34 protein-coding genes are annotated in these 26817 nt (G+C 56.2%); 10 read left to right on the forward strand and 24 right to left on the reverse strand.

Translation table 11 applies throughout. The features are described from left to right. The first annotated feature begins 41 nt into the window (after window positions 1–41). From RMR24_RS11210 to ntrC, 3 genes are read left to right on the forward strand one after another with little or no spacing between them, the layout of a single operon-like run. Window positions 42–491, forward strand: coding sequence for a hypothetical protein (locus RMR24_RS11210; RefSeq protein ID WP_310615159.1), 450 nt, complete (start codon window positions 42–44; stop codon window positions 489–491). Then, complete coding sequence (glnL, locus tag RMR24_RS11215; protein ID WP_310615160.1) at window positions 488–1561, forward strand: nitrogen regulation protein NR(II); 1074 nt, start codon at window positions 488–490, stop codon at window positions 1559–1561. The genes RMR24_RS11210 and glnL overlap by 4 nt, the downstream gene beginning before the upstream one ends. Window positions 1562–1601: 40 nt before the next feature. Next, a complete protein-coding gene (gene ntrC, locus RMR24_RS11220; protein WP_310615161.1) occupies window positions 1602–3137 on the forward strand; it encodes a nitrogen regulation protein NR(I) in 1536 nt (511 codons plus the stop codon). 37 nt (window positions 3138–3174) lie between these two features. Here the strand turns inward: ntrC and xth are convergent, their stop codons facing one another. Genes xth through RMR24_RS11235 form a run of 3 tightly spaced genes read right to left on the reverse strand, consistent with a single transcriptional unit; the run spans window position 3175 to window position 5303 of the window. Beyond that, window positions 3175–3939: an exodeoxyribonuclease III gene (xth, locus tag RMR24_RS11225; RefSeq protein ID WP_310615162.1), complete on the reverse strand. Its 765-nt coding sequence runs from the start codon at window positions 3937–3939 to the stop codon at window positions 3175–3177. A gap of 21 nt (window positions 3940–3960) precedes the next feature. Next, complete coding sequence (locus tag RMR24_RS11230) at window positions 3961–4449, reverse strand: dihydrofolate reductase (protein WP_310615163.1); 489 nt, start codon at window positions 4447–4449, stop codon at window positions 3961–3963. Window positions 4450–4466: 17 nt separating this feature from the next. Beyond that, entirely contained in the window at window positions 4467–5303 is an 837-nt protein-coding gene (locus tag RMR24_RS11235) for a thymidylate synthase (protein WP_310615164.1), read from the reverse strand. 263 nt (window positions 5304–5566) lie between these two features. On the opposite strand from RMR24_RS11235, the gene RMR24_RS11240 reads away from it, so the two are divergent. Genes RMR24_RS11240 through RMR24_RS11250 form a run of 3 tightly spaced genes read left to right on the forward strand, consistent with a single transcriptional unit; the run spans window position 5567 to window position 7448 of the window. Beyond that, window positions 5567–6424 (forward strand): hypothetical protein, encoded by an 858-nt coding sequence (locus RMR24_RS11240; protein WP_310615165.1) that lies wholly within the window; start codon window positions 5567–5569, stop codon window positions 6422–6424. Between the two features lie 3 nt (window positions 6425–6427). Beyond that, on the forward strand, window positions 6428–6811 hold the full coding sequence (locus RMR24_RS11245; RefSeq protein ID WP_310615166.1) for a polymer-forming cytoskeletal protein: 384 nt from the start codon (window positions 6428–6430) through the stop codon (window positions 6809–6811). Then, on the forward strand, window positions 6795–7448 hold the full coding sequence (locus tag RMR24_RS11250; RefSeq protein ID WP_310615167.1) for a response regulator: 654 nt from the start codon (window positions 6795–6797) through the stop codon (window positions 7446–7448). Before RMR24_RS11245 ends, RMR24_RS11250 begins: the two co-directional genes overlap by 17 nt. On the opposite strand, the gene RMR24_RS11255 is transcribed toward RMR24_RS11250, so the two are convergent. Beyond that, entirely contained in the window at window positions 7445–7846 is a 402-nt protein-coding gene (locus RMR24_RS11255; protein WP_310615168.1) for a DUF2069 domain-containing protein, read from the reverse strand. The genes RMR24_RS11250 and RMR24_RS11255 overlap by 4 nt on opposite strands. Window positions 7847–7883: 37 nt before the next feature. On the opposite strand from RMR24_RS11255, the gene RMR24_RS11260 reads away from it, so the two are divergent. Then, a complete protein-coding gene (locus RMR24_RS11260) occupies window positions 7884–9104 on the forward strand; it encodes a YihY family inner membrane protein (protein ID WP_310615169.1) in 1221 nt (406 codons plus the stop codon). On the opposite strand, the gene RMR24_RS11265 is transcribed toward RMR24_RS11260, so the two are convergent. Beyond that, a complete protein-coding gene (locus RMR24_RS11265; RefSeq protein WP_310615170.1) occupies window positions 9101–9940 on the reverse strand; it encodes an alpha/beta hydrolase in 840 nt (279 codons plus the stop codon). The two genes, RMR24_RS11260 and RMR24_RS11265, sit on opposite strands and share 4 nt — an antisense overlap. A 12-nt stretch (window positions 9941–9952) precedes the next feature. Further along, entirely contained in the window at window positions 9953–11296 is a 1344-nt protein-coding gene (locus tag RMR24_RS11270) for an O-acetylhomoserine aminocarboxypropyltransferase (RefSeq protein WP_310615171.1), read from the reverse strand. A 77-nt stretch (window positions 11297–11373) separates the two neighbouring features. Between RMR24_RS11270 and RMR24_RS11275 the strand changes: the two genes are divergently transcribed. Genes RMR24_RS11275 through RMR24_RS11285 form a run of 3 tightly spaced genes read left to right on the forward strand, consistent with a single transcriptional unit; the run spans window position 11374 to window position 14204 of the window. After that, entirely contained in the window at window positions 11374–11841 is a 468-nt protein-coding gene (locus RMR24_RS11275; protein WP_310615172.1) for a CBS domain-containing protein, read from the forward strand. 37 nt (window positions 11842–11878) lie between these two features. Then, window positions 11879–12979 (forward strand): chorismate synthase, encoded by a 1101-nt coding sequence (gene aroC, locus RMR24_RS11280; protein WP_310615173.1) that lies wholly within the window; start codon window positions 11879–11881, stop codon window positions 12977–12979. Between the two features lie 22 nt (window positions 12980–13001). Next, window positions 13002–14204 (forward strand): MFS transporter, encoded by a 1203-nt coding sequence (locus RMR24_RS11285; protein WP_310615174.1) that lies wholly within the window; start codon window positions 13002–13004, stop codon window positions 14202–14204. A gap of 10 nt (window positions 14205–14214) precedes the next feature. Here the strand turns inward: RMR24_RS11285 and RMR24_RS11290 are convergent, their stop codons facing one another. The 18 genes from RMR24_RS11290 to RMR24_RS11375 all read right to left on the reverse strand — a co-directional run. Then, window positions 14215–15258 (reverse strand): acyltransferase family protein, encoded by a 1044-nt coding sequence (locus RMR24_RS11290; RefSeq protein WP_310615175.1) that lies wholly within the window; start codon window positions 15256–15258, stop codon window positions 14215–14217. Between the two features lie 21 nt (window positions 15259–15279). Then, window positions 15280–16248: a cell envelope integrity protein TolA gene (tolA, locus tag RMR24_RS11295; protein WP_310615176.1), complete on the reverse strand. Its 969-nt coding sequence runs from the start codon at window positions 16246–16248 to the stop codon at window positions 15280–15282. A gap of 10 nt (window positions 16249–16258) precedes the next feature. Beyond that, window positions 16259–16690 carry a biopolymer transporter ExbD gene (locus RMR24_RS11300; protein WP_310615177.1) on the reverse strand — a complete coding sequence of 144 codons (432 nt, stop codon included), beginning with the start codon at window positions 16688–16690 and terminating at the stop codon, window positions 16259–16261. 14 nt (window positions 16691–16704) lie between these two features. Beyond that, entirely contained in the window at window positions 16705–17391 is a 687-nt protein-coding gene (gene tolQ / locus RMR24_RS11305; protein ID WP_310615178.1) for a protein TolQ, read from the reverse strand. Beyond that, on the reverse strand, window positions 17388–17786 hold the full coding sequence (ybgC, locus tag RMR24_RS11310; protein WP_310615179.1) for a tol-pal system-associated acyl-CoA thioesterase: 399 nt from the start codon (window positions 17784–17786) through the stop codon (window positions 17388–17390). Before ybgC ends, tolQ begins: the two co-directional genes overlap by 4 nt. A gap of 3 nt (window positions 17787–17789) precedes the next feature. Beyond that, on the reverse strand, window positions 17790–18974 hold the full coding sequence (locus RMR24_RS11315) for a pyridoxal phosphate-dependent aminotransferase (protein WP_310615180.1): 1185 nt from the start codon (window positions 18972–18974) through the stop codon (window positions 17790–17792). A 13-nt stretch (window positions 18975–18987) separates the two neighbouring features. Then, a complete protein-coding gene (gene nusB / locus RMR24_RS11320; protein WP_310615181.1) occupies window positions 18988–19545 on the reverse strand; it encodes a transcription antitermination factor NusB in 558 nt (185 codons plus the stop codon). Continuing rightward, window positions 19542–20015 carry a 6,7-dimethyl-8-ribityllumazine synthase gene (ribH, locus tag RMR24_RS11325; protein ID WP_310615182.1) on the reverse strand — a complete coding sequence of 158 codons (474 nt, stop codon included), beginning with the start codon at window positions 20013–20015 and terminating at the stop codon, window positions 19542–19544. The genes nusB and ribH overlap by 4 nt, the downstream gene beginning before the upstream one ends. A gap of 21 nt (window positions 20016–20036) precedes the next feature. Then, the gene (gene ribBA, locus RMR24_RS11330; protein WP_310615183.1) at window positions 20037–21170 is read right to left on the reverse strand and encodes a bifunctional 3,4-dihydroxy-2-butanone-4-phosphate synthase/GTP cyclohydrolase II; all 1134 of its coding nucleotides are present in this window, start codon (window positions 21168–21170) and stop codon (window positions 20037–20039) included. Further along, entirely contained in the window at window positions 21167–21847 is a 681-nt protein-coding gene (locus RMR24_RS11335; protein ID WP_310615184.1) for a riboflavin synthase, read from the reverse strand. Before RMR24_RS11335 ends, ribBA begins: the two co-directional genes overlap by 4 nt. Before the next feature lie 30 nt (window positions 21848–21877). Beyond that, window positions 21878–22981, reverse strand: coding sequence for a bifunctional diaminohydroxyphosphoribosylaminopyrimidine deaminase/5-amino-6-(5-phosphoribosylamino)uracil reductase RibD (gene ribD / locus RMR24_RS11340; protein ID WP_310615185.1), 1104 nt, complete (start codon window positions 22979–22981; stop codon window positions 21878–21880). A gap of 39 nt (window positions 22982–23020) precedes the next feature. Further along, window positions 23021–23431: a type IV pilin protein gene (locus tag RMR24_RS11345; protein ID WP_310615186.1), complete on the reverse strand. Its 411-nt coding sequence runs from the start codon at window positions 23429–23431 to the stop codon at window positions 23021–23023. A 5-nt stretch (window positions 23432–23436) separates the two neighbouring features. After that, window positions 23437–24093, reverse strand: coding sequence for a hypothetical protein (locus tag RMR24_RS11350; RefSeq protein ID WP_310615187.1), 657 nt, complete (start codon window positions 24091–24093; stop codon window positions 23437–23439). 38 nt (window positions 24094–24131) lie between these two features. Next, window positions 24132–24899 (reverse strand): PilW family protein, encoded by a 768-nt coding sequence (locus RMR24_RS11355; RefSeq protein WP_310615188.1) that lies wholly within the window; start codon window positions 24897–24899, stop codon window positions 24132–24134. Beyond that, entirely contained in the window at window positions 24896–25444 is a 549-nt protein-coding gene (gene pilV / locus RMR24_RS11360; RefSeq protein ID WP_310615189.1) for a type IV pilus modification protein PilV, read from the reverse strand. The genes RMR24_RS11355 and pilV overlap by 4 nt, the downstream gene beginning before the upstream one ends. Beyond that, window positions 25432–25971 (reverse strand): prepilin-type N-terminal cleavage/methylation domain-containing protein, encoded by a 540-nt coding sequence (locus tag RMR24_RS11365; RefSeq protein ID WP_310615190.1) that lies wholly within the window; start codon window positions 25969–25971, stop codon window positions 25432–25434. Before RMR24_RS11365 ends, pilV begins: the two co-directional genes overlap by 13 nt. 53 nt (window positions 25972–26024) lie before the next feature. Further along, a complete protein-coding gene (gene nrdR, locus RMR24_RS11370) occupies window positions 26025–26474 on the reverse strand; it encodes a transcriptional regulator NrdR (protein WP_310615191.1) in 450 nt (149 codons plus the stop codon). Between the two features lie 155 nt (window positions 26475–26629). Further along, on the reverse strand, window positions 26630–26817 hold a 188-nt coding region (locus RMR24_RS11375), incomplete at its 5' end, for a hypothetical protein (protein ID WP_310615192.1).

The raw sequence follows: 26817 nt of genomic DNA on the forward strand, positions 1-26817 counted from the left end.
TTTTGATAGGTATTTGTTTGGCTGTGTGGTCGGCATGCGCCATGTCTGAACCGCAGCGCATTTACCGTTGTGGCAATGCCTATACCAACCAACCTGACCCCGCACTCAACTGCAAGCCTTTGGCTGGCGGTAGCGTGACGGTGATTGAGGGCACGCGTGTACAAGTGCCGCAGGCAGTGTCGCCAATGCTCAATGCCAGCGGTGGTTCTGCCAAAGTGGACAGCAGCGAGCAGCGCCAACGTGATGCACAGGCCCAGGCTGTGCTGCAAGCTGAATTACAAAAAGCACAGCGCCAACATGCCGAGTTGCTGCGCGAATGGCACAACGGCGAGCCCGAGCGGCGCGCGGATGAACATCGCCAACCCCAAAAATACCAAGACCGCGTGGCGCAGTTGCGCGGTGCCTTGCAACGTACAGAGGCTGATGTGGCGGGGCTGCAGCGCGAGTTGTCGCGCTTGGGCCTCCCAGCCCAGACCGGAGTCAAACCATGACAACGTTTAGCCAAGCCCAGCCTAGCTATGCCCAAGCTTTCGATTTGCTGGCCACCTTGGTGGCCGTGGTCCGCACCGATGGCGTGGTGCTGTTTGCCAATGCGGCCCTTGAGGATGTGATGGGTGTGTCACGCCGCACCATCGAAGGCTCGGCACTGACCAGCTATTTCACTGAGGCACAGTCGTTCAATAACGCGCTGCAAGGTGCCCAGACCAACGCCTTTGCCACCATGCGCTACGACGCCCATTTGCGCCGCCCGCTGCAAGACGCCATGCCCGTGCACGTCATCGTGGCGCCTACAGATGTGAAGGGTGAGGTTCTGGTCGAACTGCTGCCCTTAGAGCAGCAAACCCGTCAAGACCGAGAAGAGCGCTTGATAGACCAAGCCCAAGCCAACAAAGAGCTGATTCGCAACTTGGCTCATGAAATCAAAAACCCTTTGGGCGGTATTCGTGGTGCGGCGCAATTGTTACAAATGGAAGTCGAAAGCAAAGACCTCATTGAGTACACCCAAGTCATCATCCACGAGGCTGATCGCTTGCAGCTGCTGGTCGACCGCCTGCTGGCGCCGCACCGTCGCCCGCATGTGGTGGGCGATGTGAACATCCACGAGGTGTGTGAGCGGGTGCGCAGCCTGATCTTGGCTGAGTTCCCCAAGGGGCTACGGGTGGTGCGCGACTACGACACGTCCATTCCCGAATTCCGTGGTGACCGTGAGCAACTCATCCAAACTGTGCTCAACATCGTGCACAACGCAGCCCAAGCGCTGGCGGACCGTGTGCTTGAAGGAGACGCTGAGATTGTTTTACGCAGCCGCATCAGCCGACAAGTGACTTTTGGCAAACAACGCTATCGGTTGGCACTGGAATTGCATGTGATAGACAACGGGCCCGGCATTCCGCAAGAAATCAAGGACAGGTTATTTTTTCCCTTGGTTTCTGGACGAGATGGCGGTTCTGGCCTGGGGTTGAATTTGGCACAAACGTTTGTGCAACAGCACCATGGCTTGATTGAGTGTGACAGTGTGCCGGGACGCACGGATTTCAAAATCCTCATCCCGTTGCCTTGACGCCTCGCGTGGCCCCTAACTTAGAACAGAAAGTGCCGAGATGAAATCGATTTGGATTGTGGACGACGACCAGTCAATTCGCTTCGTGCTGGAAAAAGCGCTGTTGCGCGAGAACCTGCCCACGCGCAGCTTCACCAGCCCACGCGAAGTGCTGCAAGCGCTCGACTCGGTGAGCGAGGACGACGGCCCGCAAATTTTGGTCAGTGACATTCGCATGCCGGGTGGCTCGGGGCTCGATTTGCTCACCAAGGTGAAAGAGCGCTTGCCTGCATTGCCCGTCATCATCATGACGGCTTTTTCTGATTTGGACAGCGCGGTGTCCGCCTTTCAAGGCGGTGCGTTTGAATACCTACCCAAGCCGTTTGACTTGCCCAAAGCTGTTGAGCTGATTCGTCGCGCTTTGGACGAAAGCCAACGCGAACAACTACAAAGCGAGCAACAAGATGCCACGCCTGAAATGCTGGGCCAAGCGCCCGCCATGCAAGATGTGTTTCGTGCGATTGGCCGTTTGAGCCAAAGCAATGTGACGGTCATGATCACGGGCGAGAGCGGTTCCGGCAAAGAGTTGGTGGCGCGTGCCTTGCACAAACACTCACCTCGCGGCGACGCGGGTAACAAAGGCCCGTTTGTGGCCATCAACACCGCTGCGATTCCCAAAGACTTGTTAGAGAGTGAGCTGTTCGGGCACGAACGTGGTGCATTCACAGGCGCACAAACCACGCGCCGCGGTCGCTTTGAGCAGGCCGAGGGCGGCACACTGTTTCTCGATGAAATTGGCGACATGCCCTTTGATTTGCAAACCCGTTTGCTACGCGTGTTGAGTGACGGCACTTACTACCGCGTGGGCGGCCACAACGCCATCAAGGCCAATGTGCGCGTGATTGCGGCCACGCACCAAGACTTAGAAAAACGCGTCAAAGATGGCGTGTTTCGCGAAGACTTGTTTCACCGCCTGAACGTGATTCGTTTGCGATTGCCTGCCTTGCGCGAGCGCCGCGAAGACATCCCCACTTTGACGCGCCACTTTTTGCAGCAGAGTGCACAACAATTGGGCGTGGAATCCAAACGGATCTCAGAAAGCGCACAAACGGTGCTTGACCAATTTGCGTTCCCGGGCAATGTGCGTCAGCTGGAAAACATTTGTCATTGGCTGACCGTGATGGCGCCCTCGCAAGTGATTGAGCCCAAAGACTTGCCGCCCGAGGTCATGCTGTCGGGTGATGCATTGGCTGCACTTAACCACACAGGGCAAGACACATCAGGGTTCAGTGCACCCGTGTTGCAAGACGTGAGTCATGTGGCACCTGTTGCGGCGGTTTTGCCTGACAGTGCTGTGCCCGTGGTGCTCAATATGCCGGGTGCCGATTGGGAGCAGGGCCTAGAGGCAGAGGCCATGAGTTTGCTCGTGGCGGGCCGCACGGATGTGTGGGATGTGTTGGTCAACCGATTTGAAGCGCGTTTGATTCAAACTGCCTTGGTCAACACGCGGGGTCGTCGCATCGAGGCCGCGCAGAAGTTGGGCATTGGCCGCAACACCATTACTCGCAAAATTCAAGAATTGGGCTTAGACGATTGATTGGCCCTAGCCCTTGCGTGCAAGGGCTGTGGGTTGATTAAGCGAGCGTCACCACAACGGGTGTGTGGTCGCTGGGGCGCTCGTTTTTGCGCGGCGCTTTGTCAATCACACATGCTTGGACGGATGGCTTGAGCGCATCGCTGACCAAGATGTGGTCAATGCGCAAACCACGGTTGCGGCGGAATGCAAACTCGCGGTAGTCCCACCAGCTGTAGCTTTTGTCGGCTTGCTCAAACAAGCGGAAGGCATCGTGTGTGCCAAGGTCGATCAAAGCTTGAAAGTGGTCACGTTCTTCCACTGTGCAGTGGATGGTGTCTTTCAAGGCAACAGGGTCCCACACATCACGGTCGTCCACGGTGATGTTGAAGTCGCCCATCAATACCAGCTTGGGGTGTTGTTGGAGTTCTTCGCGCAGCCAGGTTTGCAGGGCTTTGAGCCAGCGCATTTTGTAAACAAACTTGTCGCTGTCGGGCGCTTGGCCGTTTGGAAAGTAGGCGCCAATCACACGCACGTCATCGACCGTGCCTGCAATCACACGGGCCATGTCGTCTTCAAAGCCGGGGATATTTTTCACCACAGCGGTTGCTTCGCTGCGTGAGAGCAGGGCGACACCGTTGTAGGTTTTTTGACCGAAGAAGGTCACCTTGTAGCCTGCAGCTTCAATGGCTTCATGCGGAAATTTGTCGTCGGTGCATTTGGTTTCTTGCAGCACCAAGGCATCGACGGGGTTGGTCGCCAACCAGTCCAGCACTTGAGGTAGACGGACGGTGAGTGAGTTGACGTTCCAGGTGGCAAGTTGCATGTGTGAGTTGTGTGTGTTGAATTAAGGCGTGCGCGTCAAGGTGACGAGGCTGTAGCGCAAGCCGTTGGCCGCAGTGTGTGATGTGCGTTCAGCTTCTTGCCAGCTGAGATCAAAGGTGGGTGCAAAGGCGTCACCTTCAAAGTCAGCATCAATCTCGGTCACCACGGCGCGAGCTGCCAAGGGCATGGCTTGCGCGTAGACCTCTGCGCCGCCAATGACCCACACCTGCGTGTCAGATGGGCAGTGTTGCATCGCTTCTTCTATGGAGTGGGCCACCACAGCGCCCTCAGCTTGCCAACTGGTTTGGCGCGTGACCACGATGTTGGTGCGCCCGGGTAATGGACGAAATTTAGGGGGGAGAGATTCCCATGTTTTTCGGCCCATCACCACGGGTTGGCCAAGCGTGGTTTGTTTGAAGTGGGCCAAGTCTTCAGGCAAGTGCCAAGGCAGCGTGTTGTCTTTGCCAATGACGCCGTTGCGTGCGCGTGCAAAAATTAAATTCAAAGTCATGGCTTAAACCGCTGCATTCATACTGCCACGGGGGCTTTGATCGCACCGTGGCATTGGTAGTCCAACACCTCGAAGTCTTCAAACTGGTAGTCGAAGATGGAATCAGGTTTGCGCTTGATGTGTAGCGTGGGGTAAGCAAAAGGCTCGCGGCTGAGTTGCAGCGCCACTTGTTCATGGTGGTTGCTGTAAATGTGGCAATCGCCGCCGGTCCAGATGAAGTCGCCCACATCCAAGTCGCACTGTTGGGCCACCATGTGCGTGAGTAGCGCATAGCTGGCGATGTTGAAGGGCACGCCTAAGAAAATGTCGGCACTGCGCTGGTACAACTGGCAGCTGAGCTTGGCTTTTTCGCCTGGGTTTTGTGCAGGTGCCACATAAAACTGGAAGAACGCATGGCAGGGCATGAGGGCCATCTTGTCGAGTTCGGCCACGTTCCACGCACTCACGATGATGCGGCGGCTGTCGGGGTTGTTTTTGAGGGTGTCGATGACTTGCTGAATTTGGTCAATGTGGCCACCATCGGGCGTGGGCCAGCTGCGCCATTGCACGCCGTACACAGGACCGAGGTCACCATCTTCACGGGCCCATTCGTCCCAAATGCTGACATTGCGCTCTTTCAGCCAGTTGTTGTTGCTAGAACCGTTGAGGAACCAAAGCAACTCTTGAATGATGGAGCGCAGGTGGACCTTTTTGGTGGTGACCAGCGGAAAACCTTCGTTCAAATCAAACCGCATTTGATGGCCAAACACGCTTTGGGTGCCCGTTCCGGTGCGGTCGGTCTTGGCCACACCGTGGCTGGACACGTGTTGCATGAAATCTTCGTATTGGCGGCGGATTGGGCGCATGTGGGTCATTTGGTAAGAATCTATGACCAAGTTTAAGCGCTAGTGGTGCTCCAGCCGTTGGGATGACTGACTGGCTAGAATGAGTAGTTAAGTATGCTACGCCACCTGGCGTATTGACGCTTGTTGCACGCACTGCGACATTAGCCCTTTATTTCTTTCAAGTTGTGACAAAGCTGTCTTTTATGACATCCAACGAATACAAAAATCCAAAGCGTAGTGTCTACGACACATGTGACCCTCAATACCTTCGCGGTCTGCGTGAGGCGGCGAACGTGGATATCTTAGTGTTGGCACGAACCGCGTGTTTGTCAGTTGCGCAAGTTCGCCAACTTGAGAGCGATGACAGCGACGGTTTGTTTTATTCTGATGCGATCAAGCGCCAAGCTTATAAACGTTTGTTGATGATTTTGGGGGCCGAGCCACCGTCCGTTGAAGTGCCTGAAGATTTGCGTGATGCTGCCAAAGTGGCGGAGGCGCATCTGAACACCCTAGACCAAATTGTGGCCATGAGCCAGCAGCCGACGATCAATCGTTCTACTTTCGACGAGCTAAGCGCGCTGTTTGCCAAACTCAAGCGACATAAGCAATTCATCGGTGCTTTGTTGTTGCTCGTTGTTGCGGTCGTTGTGTTCAGTTTGTATGGACCGAAACGTATCGAAGATGCTTCTCTTTTGGCTTCTTCTTCTAGAGCTGAGTCCACACCAGTTCTGCCTGCCTCAACACCAGCCATATCCGAGATGGCTGTCGTGACATCGACCCCAGAACCCATCCGTGCAGCCTCTGCCGTCAGCGCTTCATCGACCGTTGCAGTGGCTTCAAGCCCATCGACCACTTGTGCGTTTGCCGATGAGGTCATGCCTGAGTTGACCCCGTTCATTGCGCAAAAAGAAGGCCGCTATGTGTATGTGGTCAGCACCAGCAATGTTGACATTTGCGTCGTTGATGGCAATAAGCAAGCGACCGTGTTGCAAATGAAGGCAGGCGAAAACCGCAGTGTTTATGGCGTGTCGCCTTGGCAAGTGTCGAGCTCTCATTTGTCAAAGGTTCAAATTTATTTCCAAGGTGGACGTGTGTCCTTGCCTGACGCTGCGACCCGTGTGAAGTTGCTAGAAGTTTCTGTGGCTCGCTAAGCTATGTTTAGAAAAATGACGTTTGGGCAGTCTGAGTCATCTGCCGCCACTGAGAAAACCATCATTGGCCAGTCGGCCGTGGTCGTTGGCAACATCGTGTCTCAAGACTTGGTACAACTCAAAGGCCATGTGGTGGGAAATATTGATGTCAATGGCAGCCCAAACGCTCAGTTGTCCGTGCTGTCTCAGGCGCATGTCGAAGGTGATATCAATGCGCAGCAAGCGGTGGTCAATGGGGTGGTGACCGGCAACATTGAATCTACAGGTCGCGTCGAGCTGCACTCGGGTGCTGATGTGAAAGGCAATATTTCATACGCCACCATGGCCATTGAGCATGGTGCCAAGCTTTACGGAATGATGAGTAGCAACCATGTCAAACCCCTCTGACCGTTTACAAACCTTAGGTCATGTCATCGTGATTGATGACGATGCTTCTGTGCGCCGCAGTTTGTGTACGATGCTTGAGCGTTCAGGCTACGAGGTGAGCTTGTATGACTGCGCGGATGCATTTTTACAAAACCCCGTCGTTCCTTCACCGGCCGTGATTTTGCTGGACATGCGCATGCCTGGCACCACGGGTGTTGGCTTGCAGTCGCAGCTCAAAACCTTGGCTCACAACGTGCCCGTAATTTTTGTGAGTGGTGACAGCCGCCCCGAAGAAATTATTGTCGCTATGAAGCAGGGTGCGGTTGATTTTTTGCTCAAACCCTTCACGGCACAAGCCATGATGGATGTGATTCAGCGCGCCATGCACCTGTCACAGCAAGCGGTGGTTGTGGCGCAGAAGAGCATTCAAGTGTCAGAACGCTTAAAGCGCCTCACGCCGCGTGAAATGGAAGTCTGTCATTGGATGGTGCGTGGGTACTCCAACCAACAAATTGCCACCGTTGATGGCGGGGCATCGGCCACCATCAAACTGCATCGCGCACGCGTGATGGAAAAAATGGCGGCTGGCACTTTGCCCGAACTCATTGACATGCTGACTGGCTTAGATATTCCAGCCCCTCAGCGCCAAACGGCTTAAGCCTGAGGCGCTTCGCTCAAATCGTTGTCTTTCGCGTGTTTCAAACGCAAGCGCACATGCAAGGCGCAGGCTGCAAACAAGACAACGCACAAGAACACCTCCACCATGGCAAAGTAGTTGCTCGGCGCGGCATCACCCCAAGCGCGAACCACACCCTCGGTGAAATACAGCCAAATCAGTAAGCTCAGCCAGCGGTATGTGTACATGCGGTTTTTCAGCAAACCCGTGAGAGGAAAACACAGGGGCAGCACCTTGAGCGCCAACAGCGTTCCGCCCGGACGTAAGGGGGCCAACCAGAGCTCCCAAGCCAAGCCCAGCAGTATGAGGCCCAGCAGGCTGATCACGGCAATCAAGCGCGTGAATGTCACGTGACGGAGCGAATTTTCTTGAAGGTTCATGGGGAACTTGGGTAGAGAAAGTGGGATGATTCAGTCCATGATTGTCCCGTATCTCCAGAACTTTTTCGATCGCCTCGCTCGATTCCCTTGGCGCAACACCGCCCGCACTTTGCGTCTGCGTTTTCGCGATGACCGTTTGGGACAAACCGCCGGTAGTTTGACCTTCACCACCACCATCGCCTTGGTGCCTCTGGTGACGGTGGCCCTGGCTGTATTGACCGCATTCCCCATGTTTGCCGATTTTCAAACTGTGCTGCAAAAACGCCTGGTTGAAAGCTTGGTCCCCGACAACATCTCTCGCCAAGTGCTGGGCTATTTGACGCTGTTTGCCAGCAAGGCCAGCAGTTTGGGGGCTGCTGGTGTGGCGGTATTGCTTATCTCCGCCTTGGCTTTGGTGTTCACGATTGATCGCACGCTCAACGCCATTTGGCGCGTGCGCAAGCGCCGTCCTTTCGCACACAGCATGCTCCTGTATTGGACGGCCATCACCTTGGGCCCTTTGCTGATGGGCGCGAGCTTGGTGATGATGTCGCAGTTCATGGCGGCGTCGCGTGGTGCGGTGCCTGATCTGCTTGGAAATCTGCGTTGGTTTTTTAGCGTGCTGGAGTTCTTTTTGTTGGCATGGGCCGTGAGCGCGCTTTACCGTTTCGTGCCCTACACCCAAGTGCGTTGGGGTCATGCCTTGGTGGGGGGTGTTTGGGTGGCGGCTGCCAGTGAAGTGGCGCGCAAAGTGTTGGCGTATTACTTTGGACAAATTCCCACTTACTCGGTGGTGTACGGTGCGTTTGCGACTGTGCCAATTTTGTTGGTGTGGATTTATTTGGCTTGGACGATTGTGCTGATTGGTGCTGTCTTGGTCGCCAACTTGCCTAGTTTGCTGGCAGGCATCTCGCGCGATGGCCGCAGTGTGGGCTGGCGTTTTCAGCTGGCGTTGGAAGTGTTGCAGCGTTTGCAACTGGCGCGTACCACCGATGAGCACGGGGCAAGCTTAAGCACCTTATGCGAAGTCTTGGCGCTTGACCCTTTGCAGCTAGAAGATGTGTTGGCCACCTTGGTGGACCTCGATTGGATTGCTCGCTTGAGCGAGTCGGTTGACGCCCGTCAAACCCATGTGCAAGAAGCCCGGTATGTGATGTTGGCCGACCCGCACCGCACGCCGTTGGCTCCATTGATGGAGCGTTTGTTGTTGGTTCGCAGCCCCGAGGCTGAAGGCCTGTGGATGACGTGGCAAGACTTGCGCTTGCGCGATGTGCTTTAAGTGGCCACGCTCAAAAATGCTTTGAGGGCATTCAAGGTTTCTTCTGGTGATTCGCTCATTTGGTGATGGCCCATGGGCACCTTCACCAGGCTGAAGGTTTTGCCAGTAGCTTTGGCTTGGTCCATCAAGCTCTTAGCTGCGCGTGGTGTTGTCATCTGGTCGTTTTTCCCCAAGACAAACAACACAGGGCAGGTCACGTCAGCTATCGCCTCTAAGCCGTTGGGATAGCTGTCGCAAGCCACAAAGCCTCGGTGAAAAATATTCACCTGGGTATTACTGGCCAGAACGCGTCGGCCCAAAGCCATCGAAGCACCGTATACCCATGTGCCAGGTCCGAGCGCTGAAGGTGGCGCAGCCAGTGTGGCGCGTGAAAAGACATTCACCATCTTCAGTGCTTTCATGGGCTCATTCAACGACGCCTCAATCAAGGCGGGTGAAACCTTCATGGGGAAGGCGGTGCCGATCAAGGCCAGGTGTGTGATCCGTTCTTTCAAACGTGCGGCAGTTTCAAGCGCAATCAACGAGCCCCAGCTGTGGCCAACCAAACTCGCTTGCTTTACACCTGCTGCATCCAATAAATCGGCGATGAATTGCGAAGCTTCTTCCACGCTGGATGGTGCATCGCCACCGCTGCGTCCGTGGCCTGGCAAGTCGACGGCCAACACATTGAATCCGTGGTGCGCGAGGTAGCGCGTTTGCAAAATCCACACGCTGTGGTCGTTGAGCACGCCATGAATGAACACGAGCGTGGGCTTGGCTGCATCAAACGTTTTGCCGCCTGTGTAGGCGTAGACCTCATAGGCCTTGCCGCTGGCTGTTTGGAGTTGGAATTGCATGGCCATCTCTTTTCAGGCTTGGGACTTTGGTGAGGCTTGTTGGGCTAAGCCACCCGCTTTTTCTGCGGCCTTCAAGGCGCGTTTCAAATCGTCTATCAAATCGGCAGGGTCTTCTAGGCCAATGGACAAACGAATGGTGCCCGGGCCAATGCCTGCGCTGCTCAGCGCATCGTCGCTCATGCGAAAGTGCGTGGTGCTGGCAGGGTGAATCACCAGGCTGCGGCAATCGCCCACATTGGCCAGATGGCTGAAAATTTGTAGCGCTTCAATGAAGGCTTTGCCTTGTTTGCGCGAGCCTTGAATGTCAAAGCTGAACACCGAGCCAGCGCCCCGTGCACCAAAGCGCAATAGTTTTTCAGCCAATGCATGGCTAGTGTGGCTCTCGATGAGTGGGTGGCCCACACGGTTGACCAACGGGTGGCTGGCCAAAAACTGCACCACTTTTTCGGTGTTAGCCATGTGGCGCTCCATGCGCAGTGACAAGGTTTCGATGCCTTGCAAAATCAGCCACGCACTGTGCGGGCTCAGGCAAGCGCCAAAGTCGCGCAGGCCTTCGCGGCGGGCACGCAGCAAGAACGCCCCCACGGTGCTCTCCTCACTGAACACCATGTTGTGAAACCCTTCGTAACTCTGCGTGAGCTCGGGGAATTTGCCACTTTTTTCCCAATCAAAACTGCCACCGTCCACCACGATGCCGCCAATCACCGTGCCGTGACCGCTCAGGAATTTGGTGGCTGAGTGGTAAACCAAATCGGCCCCCAGCTCAAAAGGCTTGATCAAGTAGGGCGTGGTGAGCGTGCTGTCAACGAGCAACGGCACACCCGCTTCATGGGCTAGGCCTGAGAGGGTGGGGATGTCCAACACATCGAGTCCCGGGTTGCCCACGGTCTCGCCAAAAAACAATTTGGTGTTGGGGCGCACTGCGGCACGCCATGCATCGATGTCGTTGGGGCTAACAAAGGTGGTTTCAATACCAAAGCGGCTCAGCGTGTAATGCAACAGGTTGTGCGAGCCACCATACAAAGCCGTGCTGGCCACGATGTGCGAGCCTGCCCCCATGAGTGTGGCAATCGTCAAGTGCAGCGCCGCTTGCCCGCTGGCTGTGGTGATGGCACCAATGCCACCTTCAAGTGCTGCCACGCGTTGTTCTAGCACTGCGTTGGTGGGGTTGCTGATGCGGCTGTAGACATGGCCTGCGCGCTCTAAGTTAAACAACGAGGCTGCATGGTCGCAAGACTCAAACACAAACGAGGTGGTGAGGTGAATGGGCACCGCACGTGCACCTGTGGTGGGGTCGGGTGCTGCGCCTGCGTGTAAAGCGAGCGTGTCAAAACTGGGATCGTTATAGCCGGGCATGGTTTTCTCGGGTGTTTTGTCAGAATTTGATTGGTCATTGTGGGCTATATTTCGACCATAACCAGAGGAGATAAACCATGAAAGTCAGCGACATCTTGCGCGTCAAAGGGCAAAGCGGCGGCACTTTGTTCACCATTGATCCGATGGAGCCTTTGGTCTCCGCCGTTGACATCATGGCTGAAAAAGACATGGGCTCCCTTTTGGTCATGGAGCACGGTGATTTGGTGGGTTTGTTGACCTTCCGTGAAGTGATTCAAGCGCTCCATCGCAATGGCGGCAACTTGGGCGACTTCACAGTGCGTAGCGCCATGGATGACCATCCCCTCACATGTACCCCCGAAACCGACATTGACGATGTGCGCCGCATGATGCTCGAGAGCCATGCGCGCTACATGCCTGTCATTGGCAACCGCCAACTCCAAGGTGTGATTAGCTTTTACGACGTGGCCAAGTCGGTGGTGGACAGCCAAAACTTTGAGAACAAGATGCTCAAGGCCTACATCAAAGACTGGCCAAGCGGAACGCCAGACCCAGACGATAAGTAAGCCAGGGCGCCTCGTGGTGGTGGGATAATCTCGCCTTATGAGCGGCAATACCTTTGGAACCCTTTTCACCGTCACCAACTTTGGTGAATCCCACGGCCCAGCCATTGGCTGCGTGATTGACGGCTGCCCACCGGGCATGCCACTGTGTGAGGCAGACATCCAGCATGACTTGGACCGTCGTCGCCCCGGCACCAGCCGACACGTGACTCAGCGCAACGAACCCGATCAAGTGCAAATCTTGTCCGGCGTGTACGAAGGCAAAACCACCGGCACCCCGATTGCGCTGTTGATTCAAAACACCGACCAGCGCAGCAAAGACTATGGCAACATCTTGCAAACCTTCCGCCCGGGTCACGCAGACTACACCTATTTTCAAAAGTTCGGCATTCGTGACCCACGCGGTGGCGGCCGTTCTTCGGCACGTTTGACTGCGCCCACGGTGGCAGCGGGTGCTGTCGCCAAGAAGTGGCTCAAAGAAAAATACGGCACCACGTTTGCCGGCTGTATGACGCAAATTGGCGAGCTGCCTATTCCCTTTGAGAGCTGGGACCATGTGGGCCATAACCCGTTTTACGCCCCCTGTGCTGACGTGCAAGCCTTTGAAAACTACATGGACAGCTTGCGCAAAGCGGGTGACTCCTGCGGCGCACGCATTCGCGTGGTGGCCAGCGGCATGCCTGTGGGTTTGGGCCAGCCCATTTACGACCGTTTGGACGCCAACATCGCTTACGCCATGATGGGCCTCAACGCGGTGAAAGGCGTGGAGATTGGTGCTGGGTTTGCCAGCGTGGCGCAACGTGGCACCACGCATGGTGACTCACTCACGCCCCAAGGTTTCGTGACCAACAACTCAGGTGGTGTGTTGGGGGGCATCAGCACGGGCCAAGACCTAGAGGTGAGTATTGCCATCAAGCCCACCAGTTCCATCTTGAGCCCGCGTGACTCGATTGACCAAAACAGTCAGCCCACCGAGGTGGTGACCAAGGGCCGTCATGACCCATGTGTGGGCATTCGCGCCACGCCGATTGCCGAAGCCTTGTTGGCTTTGGTGGTGATGGACCATGTCTTGCTGCATCGTGCCCAGTGCGGTGATGTGCAGGTGACCATGCCAGCCATTGCGGGCCATATCAGCTCTTGATGGCCTTGCACTTAGGCCTACTTTGACATCTCCCACCCCACAAGCGCGTTCGAGTAACGCGCTTTCTCGTTTTCAGCTCTTTCCGTTTGCGGCGTTGTCCGCCAGCTACTTTGCGCATATCGGGTTTTTCAACCCGTACTTGCCGTTGTGGCTCAAAGATTTGGGCTTCTCCATCACCATCATTGGTTTGCTCACCGCAGTGCAAGCCGCTACGCGCGTGCTGGCACCTTATGGCTGGGGCTGGCTAAGTGACCACACGGGCGAACGTGTGAAGCTGCTGCGCTTTTGTGCAGGTTGCGCATTGGTCTGCTCGGCGGGGTTGTTGATCGAAGGGGGTGCAGTTTGGATTGCTGTGGTGTTGCTGCTGATGTTCATTCACACCAGCGCCATGATGCCCATGAGCGAAGCCGCTTTGGCGCATTTGGTGAGTACCGACCAAGGCTTTGACTCACGCCGCTATGGCCGTGTGCGCTTGTGGGGCTCTCTGGGATTTTTGGTCACCGTGTTTGTGGCGGGCGCTTGGTTTGAAGTGCAGGGTATGCAAAGCTTTCCTGCATGGTCTGTGGGCTCGTTGGTGTTGCTCAACCTGAGCGTGTGGTGGCTGCCCAACCGCAAAGAAGCGGTGCACCACGACGAGGTTCGGCTGTCTGTGATGCCTGTCCTTCGCCAGCGCGCGGTGCAATGGTTTTTCGCCTCGGTGTTTTTTCATGTGCTCTCGCACATTGGCATCTATGTGTTTTTCTCGCTTTACCTAGATGCGCTGGGCTATAGCAAAACCATGATCGGCGTGTTGTGGGCAGTGTCAGTGGCGGCCGAGATTGTGTGGTTCTTCACGCAAAGTCGTTGGCTGCCCAAGTTGAGCTTGTCGATGTGGATGTTCATGTGTGCTGTGGCCATGGTGCTGCGCATGGTGCTCACCACTTGGGCCGCTGAATGGTTGTGGGCTTTGCTGTTTGCTCAGCTGCTGCACGCGCTGACCTTTGCCACGCATCACACGGCGTGCATTGCTTTGTTGTCGCACCATTTCCCGGGTCGCTTGCGGGGCAGGGGTCAAGCGCTGTACGCGTCGATTGGCTATGGCCTGCCTGGTGTGTTGGGTGCTTTGGGCGGCGGCGCATTGAGCGATGCCCTGGGGCTATCGTCTGTTTATGCCGTGTCGATTGCGACGGCTGCGTTGGCTTGTGTTTGCGCTTGGCAATGCATGCGACAGCATGCCAAACACTGACACCCGTTTGTCAGCGGGCTAGGCGAAGAAAAAATTGCTTGGTTTTTTGCGAGACCCAATGGTGCATTGGAACTTCTGCTTTTTCATGCAGAAACAAGCCCATAGCGACGCAGCACAGCCATGCAAACGTTGTCAAAGCCAAAGCCATGCTGGGATCGTAGAAATAACTTTTATTCCACATGTCGCTGAAGAGCACGATCACACCGAAGTGCGTCAAGAACAACACATAAGCACTGTTAGACAAGCGGTGGACCACACGCTTGAGAGGCGTCCAGTGCACCAAACCTTTGGGCTTGATGACCAACCAAACAGCGGTCAGCAAGGCGAGTGATAAGCGCGTGCGGTATTCGACCCACAAAGCGCCTACAACCAGCAGCGCGGTGAGCCAAAACACCTTGGTTTCAAATGCTGAGCGTTTGGCCCATGCAGCCAACACGCCCAATCCATAGGCTGCAAAAAAGTAGATGGCCCAAATGTCCAATTCATCCACACGGTTGAATTGCCACACAGAGGCCACGCACAGCAAAGCAACTGCGATCGACAGACGTTGGTTTGTCTTTGTCTGCAAGGTGTAGCAAAGCAGAATCAAGAGCGCATAGAGCTGGAAATCAATAGCCACATACCAAGCGCCGCTGGAGAGGGCTTCAAAACCAAAGATGTCATGCAGCAACAAGCCGTGCGCCAAAAACTGCAACAAGGTCGGCTCACTCGGCAGCCAGTCAGCATGGATAGTGTTGCGAGACACCGCCACGGCAAGGCTGATCAGCGCCAGTGCGAACGCATAAAACGGCACCAAGCGCAGATAACGCTTGGCAATGCTGACCAACGGATTTTGGATGGGTTTGTGCATGACAGACTGCGCCGCTAAATAGCCGCCGACCACTAAGAACACTTGCACTGCCAGGCGTGCGTATCGATACAGCCATTCCATGAGGTGCGGCCAAATCAAGGTCATGGTGTCTGCCATGGGGCCGTAGGCTGAGAAGTGGTGCCACACAATGAACTGTGCAGCCACGACTTTCAACACGTCCACTGTGAAGGAGCGTTCTAACAACTGAATGGATTCCGTGTGTGTTTAGTCGTTTGGTTTGAAGACCAGCAGCAGCGGCGAGTGCACGCGACCGTCTGTGTCGCGCGGCAAGATTTCGGTCTTGTCGATCGCCTTAAGTACGGCGTTGTCCCATGCCGAATTGCCGCTGGACTTGACCAGTTTTTTGCCGACGATGGTGCCATCTGGGGAGCAACGCACTTCCACTTCCGCGGCGGGGTTGCCCACCACCGAACTTGGATCGAATGTGATGTTTGGCTTTACCTTTGCACGAATGCGACCGCCGTAGGTGTCGGACGGGCCAGAGGCTTTCATGGCAGTACCCGTGGCGTTTTCGTTGCCGCTAGCACCTGCCAGGCCTGCGATGCGCTTCATGTTTTCTTTGCGAATGGCGTCGAGCTTTTTGGCTTCTTCTGCGGCAGCTTTGCTGTCTTTTTGCTCGGCTTGCTTCTTCGCTTCTTTTTCTTTGCGTTCCTTCTCGGCGCGTTCTTTCTCTTTTTCTTTCTCTTTACGCTCTTTTTCCTTGCGCTCTTCTTCCTTCTTGGCTTCAAGTTTGCGCTTGTCTTCGTCGAGCTTGGCCTTGGCCTTTTTCTCGGCTTCTTTCTTCAGCTCATCTTTGCGACGTTCTTCGGCTTTCAACGTGTCTTGAAGTTTTTTATCTTCTTCTTGCTTGCGCTTTTTCGCCAATGCAATGTCTGCATCGCGGTTAGGCGCTGGCGGTTCTGGGGCTTTCACCACCGGCTTGGGAGTGGGTTCAGGCTTGGGCGCGGGAGGTGGCGGCGGTGCTTCGACCTCGACCAACTTGGGCGCAGCAGCCATGGGCACGGCAGACCACAATTCAGCCTCTACTGACAAGCTGTTGTCTTGCTTCCATTGAATGCCAGCCGTCAAAGCCACGATGAGCAAAGCATGCACGACCAAAGCTGCACCCACCGAACGGCCCGTGCCTTGCGGTGGCGGCGGAGCAAACTCTAGATGCTTGGGCAATGCGCTCATGGCTTAAGAATCAGTCGACCAACTGAACCGACAGGCCCACGCGTTGCACGCCTGCGCGTTGCAGCGTGTCCATGGCTTTGACCACGGTTTCGTATTTGATGGTGCGGTCTGCCGTGATGACCACGGGGCCTTGTGAGGTTTCGCCTTGCAACTCACGCACGTCGCGCGCGAGGCCTAACAACGTGCTGCTGACCGACTTGTTCACCGTGCCTGTGCTTTTGACGGTGATGCGTTCTTCTTTGCTGATCTCAACGTGAATCACTTGGTCAGGCACAGTGGCTGCTTTACCCACGCTGGGCAAATCAATCACACTGGGCGAGATGAGCGGTGCGGTCACCATGAAGATGATGAGCAACACCAACATCACGTCGATGAACGGCACCATGTTGATGTCGTTCATGGCACGGCGGCCGCGTCCTGAGCGAGGGGAGATAGAAGCCATGCTGCGTCTCCAGCTCAGTGAGTCATCGTGCTGGCGCTGTTGCGCTGCAGGATGTTGCTGAACTCTTCGATGAAGGTTTCCAACTTGATGGACACGCGGTCAATGTCGCGTGAAAAACGGTTGTAGGCCAACACCGCAGGAATCGCGGCAAACAAACCGATGGCGGTGGCCACCAGCGCTTCGGCAATGCCAGGCGCCACTTTGGCCAAGGTCACTTGTTGCATGCCAGCCAAGCCTGTGAAGGCGTGCATGATGCCCCACACCGTGCCAAACAAACCCACGTAAGGCGACACCGAACCAACGGAGGCCAGCATGGAGAGGTTGGATTCAATCGCATCCATTTCGCGTTGGTAGCTTGCACGCATGGCGCGGCGTGCGCCGTCCATCAAAGCACTGCTGTCGTTGATGCGGCGTTCGCGCAGTTTTTGGTACTCGCGCATGCCGCTGGCAAAAATGCGCTCCATGGGGCCAGAGGTTTTGGCGTTTTGCGCAGCAGCAGCGAACAGCTCGTTCAAGCTGGTGCCCGACCAAAAGTCGCGCTCGAACTCGTCATTGAGTTCTTTGATGCGCTTGATCGAACCAATCTTGCGAAAGATCGCGGCCCAGCTCACGATGGAGACGCCCATCAGCATCAACACCACAAGTTGAACAACCCAACTCGCGTTGAGCAATAAATGAACGATGGAAAAGTCTTGTGTCATGTCAGGCGTTCCAATACAGAAGAGGGGATTCTCGCAGGCTTCATCGTGGCGGCATCGACCCATCCAATACGAATCGTGCCTTCGCAAAGCAAAGTCTCGCTCAGCCATGCTTGTTGCGCAATTACCAGGCTGGCGCGGCCACCTTCGGCCAGCTTCGCGGTGACGCGCAACTGGTCATCCAGCTTGGCGGGGCGGTGGTATTTGACAGCGGTTTCACTCACCACAAACATACCGCCGGTTTCTTCGCGCAAGGCGTGCTGGCCGATACCTAGCGCGCGCAGCCACTCGGTGCGGGCGCGTTCAAAAAACTTCAGGTAATTGGCGTAAAACACGATGCCACCGGCATCTGTGTCTTCCCAATACACCCGAATGGGGTGTTCGAAAACGGTGCTCATCAATTAGCCCAGCAAGATTTGTAAACGCCCAATCGCTGCTTGCAGTTCGGGCAAAGAGCGGGCGGTGGAGAAACGCACAAAGCGCGAGGTGTCGGCATGGCCAAAGTCGCGCCCTGGTGTGATGGCCAGATTGGCTTTGTTCATGACTTCAAAGGCAAAGTCCCAGCTGCCTTTGACGCCCAGCTTCTCGGCTGCTGCCGCGCAATCAGCCCATGCGTAAAACGCGCCATCGGGCATGACAGGCACATTCAGGCCCAGTGCATTGAGGGCGGGCACAAAGTAGTCGCGGCGAGCTTTGAACTCAGCGCGGCGGCGTTCGTACTCGGCAATGCTCTCGTCTTCAAAGCAAGCGAGTGCGGCGTGTTGCGCCACTGTGCTGGCACAGATGAATAGGTTTTGTGCCAAGCGCTCCATCACCGGCACGAGTGCATCGGGTACGACCAACCAACCCAAGCGCCAGCCCGTCATGTTGAAGTACTTGCTGAAGCTGTTGATGCTGATGATTTGGTCGTCGATGCCCAGTGCCGATTGGCCATACTGTGGGTCGTAGCTCAGGCCCAAATAAATTTCGTCAATCAAGGTGGTGCCGCCGCGTTGGGAAACCTCGTTGTGAATGGCACGCAACTCGTTGGGGTGGATCGAGGTGCCGGTCGGGTTGGACGGCGAAGCCAGCAACACACCGCGTGTGTGAGTCGTCCAGTGGGTGCGCACTTGTTCTGAGCTGAGCTGAAAGCGTTCAGCTGCGTTGGTGGGCACCAACACCGCACGGCCTTCGGCGGCACTCACAAAGTGGCGGTTGCAGGGGTAGCTCGGGTCGGGCATCAGCACTTCGTCGCCAGCTTCAATCAACGCCAAACAAGCCAGTTGCAAAGCAGCGGATGCACCCGCAGTGATGACGATGCGTCGCGCTGGGACGTTCACACCAAAACGTGTGCTGTACCAAGCGCTGATGCGCTCGCGTAATTCTGGAATGCCGAGTGCCGGTGTGTATTGCGTCACGCCGTCGTGCACAGCGCGGGCCGCGGCTTCTTGCACCAAGGGCGGTGCGGTGAAATCGGGCTCGCCGATGTTCAAAAAGATCATGGGCGCATCGGTGTGCGCCACCAAGGTTGCACGCTCTGCGGCGGCCTTGGCCACCTCCATCACATAGAAAGGTTCTATGCGTTGTGCGCGCTGGGCGATTTTCATCATCAGTCGCTGATCAACTTTGGGTTTTGCCTTTGGCGCGGTCAGACTCTACTTCTAGAGCGCGCAACTTTGGCGCCAAGCCGTTGAGCACGCCGTTGACGTACTTGTGGCCGTCAGTGCCGCCAAATGATTTGGCGAGCTCGATGTATTCGTTCAGCACCACGCGCCATGGCACGTCGATGCAGTGTTGAAACTCATAAGCGCCCATCCACATGATGGCGTGTTCGATGGGAGATATTTCGTTGAGCTTGCGGTCGAGCAAAGGTTCAATCAGGGAATCCAAAATTTCGCGTTGCTCAATGCAGCCGTACAACAGCGCGTCGTAATGCACCGAGTCGGATTTGTGAAAACCGCTCAAGTCGCGGGTGAACACATCAATGTCTGCCGCTTCGTTTTGGCCCACCAAAAATTGGTAGAGGCCTTGCAAGGCAAATTCGCGCGAGCGGCTGCGGCCCGATTTGGCGGCGCTTTTGGTGGCGCCATTACTTTCCGATTTGCTGGCTGTTTTGCGCGGGGCTTTGTCGTCTGTGGCGGTTGGGGCCGAGGTTGTGGTGTGTTGAATGTCGTTCATGCCAATTGCTCCAACAACAAGGCCATTTCAACGGCTACGCGTGCGGCGTCACGACCTTTGTCTGTTTGACGGGCCACAGCTTGCGGCATATCTTCGGTGGTGAGGATGGCGTTGGCAATTGGCACGTGGTAGTCCATGCCCACACGGGTCACGCCTGCGCCAGATTCGTTGGCCACCAACTCAAAGTGGTAAGTCTCGCCACGGATGATGCAGCCCAGCGCAATCAGGGCACTGAACGGTTCGGGGTCTTCAATTTGCGCGAGTGCGGCCAAGGCCAAAGGCACTTCGAGGGCGCCCGGCACATGCACATGGGTGATGCGGTCATCTGCCACGCCCATGGCTTTGAGTTCGGCGATGCAGGCCGCCGCGAGTGCGTTGGTGATGTCATCGTTGAAGCGCGCTTGGACGATGCCAATTTTCAAAGCGCTGCCATCGAGCGTGGTGGTGGAGGCGAGGTTGGAGACAAACATAATTTTTATTCTTTGATCGTTTTATTCTTTGGACAGGTAGCCTGTGATTTCAAGTCCGTAGCCAGTCATGCTGGGCATGCGGCGTGGGTTACCCATGAGGCGCATTTTTTGAACACCGCAGTCGCGCAAGATTTGCGCACCCACGCCGTAGCTGCGCAGGTCCATGCGGCCGCGTTCGGGTCCGTGGGCCGAGCGCGCGGTGCCATCAAATTGGTTCAGCAGCTGTTCGCCGCTTTCACCGCAGTTGAGCAACACAACCACGCCAGTGCCTTGCGCGCTGATGCGAGCCAAGGCTGCGTCTAAGCCCCATGAGTGCATGACGCGGTTGGGTTCCAGCGCATCGAGCACAGAGAGTGGTTCGTGCACACGGGCCAACACTTCGGCATCAGAGCCCCACGTGCCTTTGACGAGCGCCATGTGCACAGCGCCACTGGTCATGTCTTTGTAAGCGTTGGCAGTGAACGCACCGTGCGCCGTATGCATGGGGCGTGAGCTGACTTTGTGCACCAACGATTCGGTGCGGCTGCGGTAAGCAATCAGGTCGGCGATGGTGCCAATCTTCAAGCCGTGTTCGGCTGCGAAGACTTGCAAATCAGGCAAGCGGGCCATGGTGCCGTCGTCTTTCATGATTTCGCAAATCACGGAAGAGGGCGAGCAGCCAGCCATGGCGGCCAAGTCGCAACCCGCTTCGGTGTGGCCTGCGCGCATCAGCACGCCGCCGTCCACCGCTTGCAGCGGAAACACATGGCCGGGTTGCACCAAGTCGGTTGGCTGGGTGGCTTTGGCCACAGCCACTTCGATGGTGCGCGAACGGTCAGCGGCAGAGATGCCGGTGGTCACGCCCTCAGCGGCTTCGATGGACACGGTGAACGCGGTGCTGTAGACCGTGCCGTTGCGCGCGGCCATTGGGGGCAGCTTCAAATATTCGCAACGTTCGCGGGTGAGTGTGAGACAGATCAAGCCACGACCAAAGCGGGCCATGAAGTTGATGGCTTCGGGCGTGACGTGGTCGGAAGCCAGTACCAAGTCACCTTCGTTCTCGCGGTCCTCTTCGTCTACCAAGATGACGATACGACCAGCCTTCATGTCGGCCACGATATCTTCAACAGGAGAGATGGCGACGGGCGATTTGCCCGATGCGTTGGCGATGCTCATGCGTTGGCTTTCAATGCGGCAGCCTCACCCAGCAAGGCGTCGACACGCAACATGCGTTCAACGTAGCGGGCGACGGTGTCAATTTCGAGGTTCACTGTGTTGCCCGTTTGGAGCGAGCCCAAAGCGGTGTTGTCCACGGTGTGAGGAATCAGGTTGATGCTGACTTCAGAGCCGCGCAAGCCCAATGGGCCGTTCGCGTTGAAGAAGTCTTGCACGCGGTTCACCGTCAGGCTCACGCCATTGATGGTGATGGAGCCCTTGTAGGCCAAGTACTTGGCAAGGTCGGTGGGGGCCATGATGCGCAGCTCCCAGCTTTCGCCGATTTGCGCAAAGTGGCTCACATGACCAATGCCATCCACATGGCCCGACACGATGTGGCCGCCTAAGCGGTCATGGGCGCGCAACGCTTTTTCAAGGTTGACGCGGCCAAGCTCAGTTAAGCCACTGGTGCGAGCCAGTGATTCAGCAGAGATGTCGATGGTGAAGGTGTGTGTGTCGAGGTCGAAGCTGGTGACCGTCATGCAAGCGCCGTTGAGCGCGATGCTGTCCCCCAGTGTGACGTCGTCGAGATACGCGGCAGGGGCCTCAATGGTGAGACGCTTGCCGTGGCTTAAAGAGCTACCCAGGTCGTGGACAGCGGTGATGCGCCCCACGCCGGTGATGATTCCGGTGAACATGGGTCATATTTTCGCAGGTTTACAGCCTGCTTACCGGCTGAGGCGAGCCAATATCCTTAAATCAGGACCGATTTGTGTCACTTCGTGAAACGACAGGGCTTTTGCATCGTCCAAACTTGTGAAAGGTCCCAAATTCGTCATGCCTCGAGCTTGGCCCATGAGTTTGGGCGCAAGGTAGGTGAGCAGCTCGTCCACCAAGCCTTCGCGCAGCAAAGAACCATTGAGCTTGTGGCCCGCTTCGACATGCACTTCATTAATTTGTTTTTGACCCAAGTCTTTGAGCATGGCTGCAAGATCGACCTTGCCGGAGTCATTGGGCAGGCACACCACTTGGGCACCTTTGGCCTCAAGTGCCTGGCGGCGTTCAGCATTGTCTAGCGCGCAGTAAATCCACACGGGGCGTTGTGGGGTGAACAGTTTGGCAGTGGGTGGGGTTTCCAGTTGGCTGTCCATCACCACGAGCGTAGGCTGGCGCTGTGTGGTGACAGCGCGTACATCGAGTTGAGGGTCGTCTTCCACCACGGTGCCGATGCCCGTGAGTACCGCGCAAGCGCGGGCACGCCAAGCGTGGCCGTCGTCACGCGCGGGGGCTGAGGTGATCCACTGGCTCACGCCGTTTTCCAGCGCAGTTTGTCCGTCGAGCGAGGCGGCTATCTTCATACGCACCCAGGGTGTGCCGTGCGTCATACGTTTGAAAAAACCGATGTTGAGTTCGTGGGCTTGCGTGCTGAGCAGCCCCACATCGACTTGCACACCTGCATCACGCAAACGAGCTATGCCTTGGCCTGAGACTAATGGGTTGGGGTCTAGGACTGAAACCACCACACGCGCCACACCGGCGGCTGCCAGCGCATCACAGCAAGGGCCGGTGCGGCCTTGGTGGCTGCAGGGCTCTAGCGTCACATAAGCGGTCGCGCCTTTGATAGGGTTGTTTCTGGTTTGTGCATCACGCAAGGCCATGACTTCGGCGTGCGCTTCGCCTGCGCGTTGTGTGTGGCCGCTGCCGAGCTCTACGCCGTCTGCGCCCACGATGACGCAGCCCACGCGAGGGTTGGGGGAGGTCAAGAACAAAGCCTCGCGCGCCAGGGCCAAGGCGCGTGTCATGTGGGTGATGTCGTGCGCAGAAAATGTCATGACGCAATTATGAACGGCTAGGCTTGGCGCTGATACGGTTTATTGACTCCAGCACTGCGCCGCCGTTTGGCTGGCGCCTTGCACGCTGCGCACACCTAAATGGTTGACGGTCAAAATGCCGCAGCTATCGGCCGCTTGTGTGCCCAAAGGCGTGGCGCTGAGTATGTAGCTTTGCGCGGTGCTGGTGATGGTCATCTTGTAATGCTGTCCATCAACCTGCAGCACGCTGGTGGGCACATCGGCTGCCAAAGGATAGCTGCCATTGGCGCTGGCGGCGCGTTCAAACCAGTGCGCTGCTTGCAGCAATGAAGCACGCGCTTGGGCGCGTTGGCTTCGCAGAATCAAGCTTTGGAAGCTAGGCCATGCCAGGGTGGTGAGCGCGGCCACGCAGGCGAGGGCGATGAGAAGCTCAATGAGGGTGAATCCTTGCGATGAATTTGTGCGTGTCATGGGCCTTAGTCGTGCAGCACATGCCAGCTGTGCCATTGGCCTGTGCTGGATGTGGGGGTTTTACGAACCCAAATGGCTTGCAGCACAGTGGTGCTGCCGGGCATGACGCCATTGGCCAGTGTGGTGATCCGGTAAATGAATGGCGCAGTCAATGATGCGTTGGGGGAGTTGGTGCTGTGCTGCGGAAAAACTTCGACCCAATACCAAGCGGTGTTGTCGCCATAGGGTGTGACTGTTGCGCTGACAGGCAAGGCCGTGGTGATTTGTGTTTTCCAGTAGCTGGCTTTGGTCGTCTTTGCATCAAGTGTGTTGGATGCGCAAATGCCTAAGCTGCAGGTTACCGTCATAGCGCTTAATCGTTGACGCAGCAGGGCGTACTCAGCCATCGAGTTGGGAAAAAATGCATGGGTTAGTGTGGCGCTGCCTGGGGTGTGGCGAAGGTTTGTCGTAGCTTGTGCGTTGTTGTTGGCTGCAGCACCCAAGATGTCGGCCAGAGCGACAGGCAACACGGCTTCGGCTTTGTATTGCGTGCGAAGCTGGTCAGCTTCGGCGTTCAGTAGCTGGTCATTCACCCACAAGTTACGCAAAGCTAACAACGTGGCGATGTTGGCCAGCGCAAGCATGACCATCAAGATGGGCAATGCAAAACCTCTGGCGGTCATGGGGAGGAGGGTCTGCCTATGGCGATACCTTAGGCCCTTCACGGCATAACCCCATCTCGGTTGCGTAAAGCAACCACGCGTTTGAAGGTGCGACGCACACGTCCGTCAGAGGCAAGGGCCTCACCTTGGCAGCCTTTTAGGCTTGTGCTGGGCTTGCTGTTGTGAACGGTGTTGATGCTGGCCACGCGCAAACACACCTCGATGGCCAATACCTGTGTCATGCTGGTCATTTGATTGGCGGTTTTCCATTGAATGGTTTGCGTGCTTGGGTTGACTTCGGCGTAGCGCACTTGAAAGTCTTCTACGCCTTCGGCCAAGGCTTGGTAGGTGCTGTTGGTGAGGTTGAGGTCTTTGCAGCTCAGCTCTTTGTTGGCATTGAGCTTGTAGTCGTTGCGCACGCTGGTGTGGGTGCTACCGGTATTGCCTTGGCAGTCGATGGCGTCTAGCGCATGCCAATGGCCGAGGGTGACGCTTTCGACGGATTTGTTGCCGTTCACGCCCGCAAGGGCAGCTTGCCCAGTATCGTCGCTGGTTGAATTTTCTACAGTGAAGTCGCCATCGATGTTGCTGGCGGGCTTCAGGTATGTTGCCCCTGCCATCTGAGCTTGCTCGCGTATGTTGCGCAGCGCCACGCGTGCGTTAGCGTGGACCGCATCTGCAGCGGCCATGGCGTTCCATGTTTGTTTGCTGGTGCCGTAGGCTGTCGTGGCGGCAGCGATGACCAGTAGGCTCAGTGCCATGCCGATGACTAGCTCGGGTAGGGTGTAACCGCGTTGCCCATGTGTGGTGTGTGTGAGTGGGCTCATCGGTCGGGTCTAAATAGCAAACGCCAACAGCTCATGTCCGCGGGGCAGGCCGGCGAGCCAGAAGCTGTGTCGGTGCGGTAAGTTTCATTCGCATCGCGCCAAGCAATGACGATTCCCCACCAGTCTGCCGCACCGGTCAAGGCATATATGGCGGCGTCGCCTTCTGGTAATTGGGTTTGCAAAGTCAGTTGCAATTGTTGTTTGTCCCAGGCTGCTAGGTCTTGACGCGTGCAGGCGGTGGTCGCGCAGTCAGGCGCTGAAGTGGGGGCATCGCCCCAAGTCTTGGCGTACATCGCACGTTGCGCTGCGTTTAAAAAAATGCGTTCAACGATGTCGTCGGCAATACCTATCGCCACGGATCGCATGAGTTGCTGTCGCTGTTGGGTCAATGCCTGCTGGTGCATCCACAACAGACCCAGCACCCCAAAGGCCAAGATGACCAATGCCACAAGCGCTTCTAGCATTGCAATGCCAAGTTGCCGTTGTGTGGCTTGTCTTTGATGCGGTACGCATTGCAGCTTGAGCGAATTGTTCAGTTGCTGCATGAGTCGCCCGATTGCCAGCGCAAACGACTGGCGCTGCTAAGGCATAAGACGTTGGCGATGTTGAGTGACGCTTGGCGTGACTTGATGACCCAGCGATCGCCGACGGTGCCAAGGTCACCACGTTGGCTGATGTCCAGTGGTTCTAATTTGGCAAAGGTCACTTGCATAGGCGTTTGCACTTGCGAGGTATGCAGAACGGTTTGATTGGTTTTGACGATGAGTTGCCAGCCGCAACTCCAATCGTTGTTGGCTGATGTGGCCCAGGTGCAATCACGCAAGCGTGTGAGTTGCAAAGTTTCGCTACGTTGAAGGGCGCGTAAGCGGGCGGTTTGCAAATCGTTCATCAGTTGGTCGCGTGCGGCTTCAATGCGGCTGCGTTCTTGAAGCCGTTGCCAGCTGGGAATCGCAAACGATGCGATGACCGCGAGCATGCCCAAACACACCAACAGCTCCACCAGCGTGAAGCCTCGTGAGTTTGAATCCCGTAAGCGCCGGAGATGAGTCGTAAAAAAACCTAGCGATTGCATGGTGCAAATGCTAGGTTTTGAAGATGCATCAGCACATGGCTGAGACTCGAAAACTACTTGCGAACTTCGTCCACCAAACTTTTGAAGTCATCGATGTCTTCAAAGCTGCGGTACACGCTGGCAAAGCGGATGTAGGCAACCTTGTCGAGCTTTTTGAGTTCGCGCATGACGAGTTCGCCAAGGCGTGTGGAGGGTATTTCGCGCTGACCCAAGGACATGAGCTTTTCTTCGATGCGCTCGATGGCGTTGTCTACCTGTTCGGTGCTGACGGGGCGTTTGCGCAGGGCCAAGCTCATGGAGTCAAGGAGTTTGGAGCGTTTGTATTCGGTGCGCCGGCCGTCTTTCTTGACGATGTTGGGGAAGTTAACGTCTGGTCGCTCGTAGGTGGTGTAGCGCTTTTCACAGGCGCCGCATTGGCGACGGCGGCGAATGGAGTCGCCGTCTTCGGACATTCGGGTTTCGACGACTTGGGTTTCTAGGTGACCGCAGAAGGGACATTTCATATGTTGTTCTCTCTTTTGCTTTTTGTATTTTTATTTGCTGGGCTCGCTGAGGGCATTTGGTATTGGCCGCTTCCTCATGCTGGAGTAGCAGAAATCGTCAGCGGCCAATACCAAACACCCTCAGCCTGCGTCATGCTTTGCTTCGCTCGCATATTTCACTCGAACCATTGGTGCATAAACAAAGAGGAAACGCTCGAGAGAAATATTTCAAACCAAAACAGCGCGGGTTGCTGGTACGGCGGGTGTTTATTTGTGTTACCAGCATGAATAAACCGCCCTAACAGCAACCCGTGCGGTATACGGCGAGAAATATTAACGAGCGAACCCCGCACCAAAAACCAAA

This window comes from Limnohabitans sp. (assembly GCF_031539105.1).
GTDB lineage: Bacteria > Pseudomonadota > Gammaproteobacteria > Burkholderiales > Burkholderiaceae_C > Limnohabitans.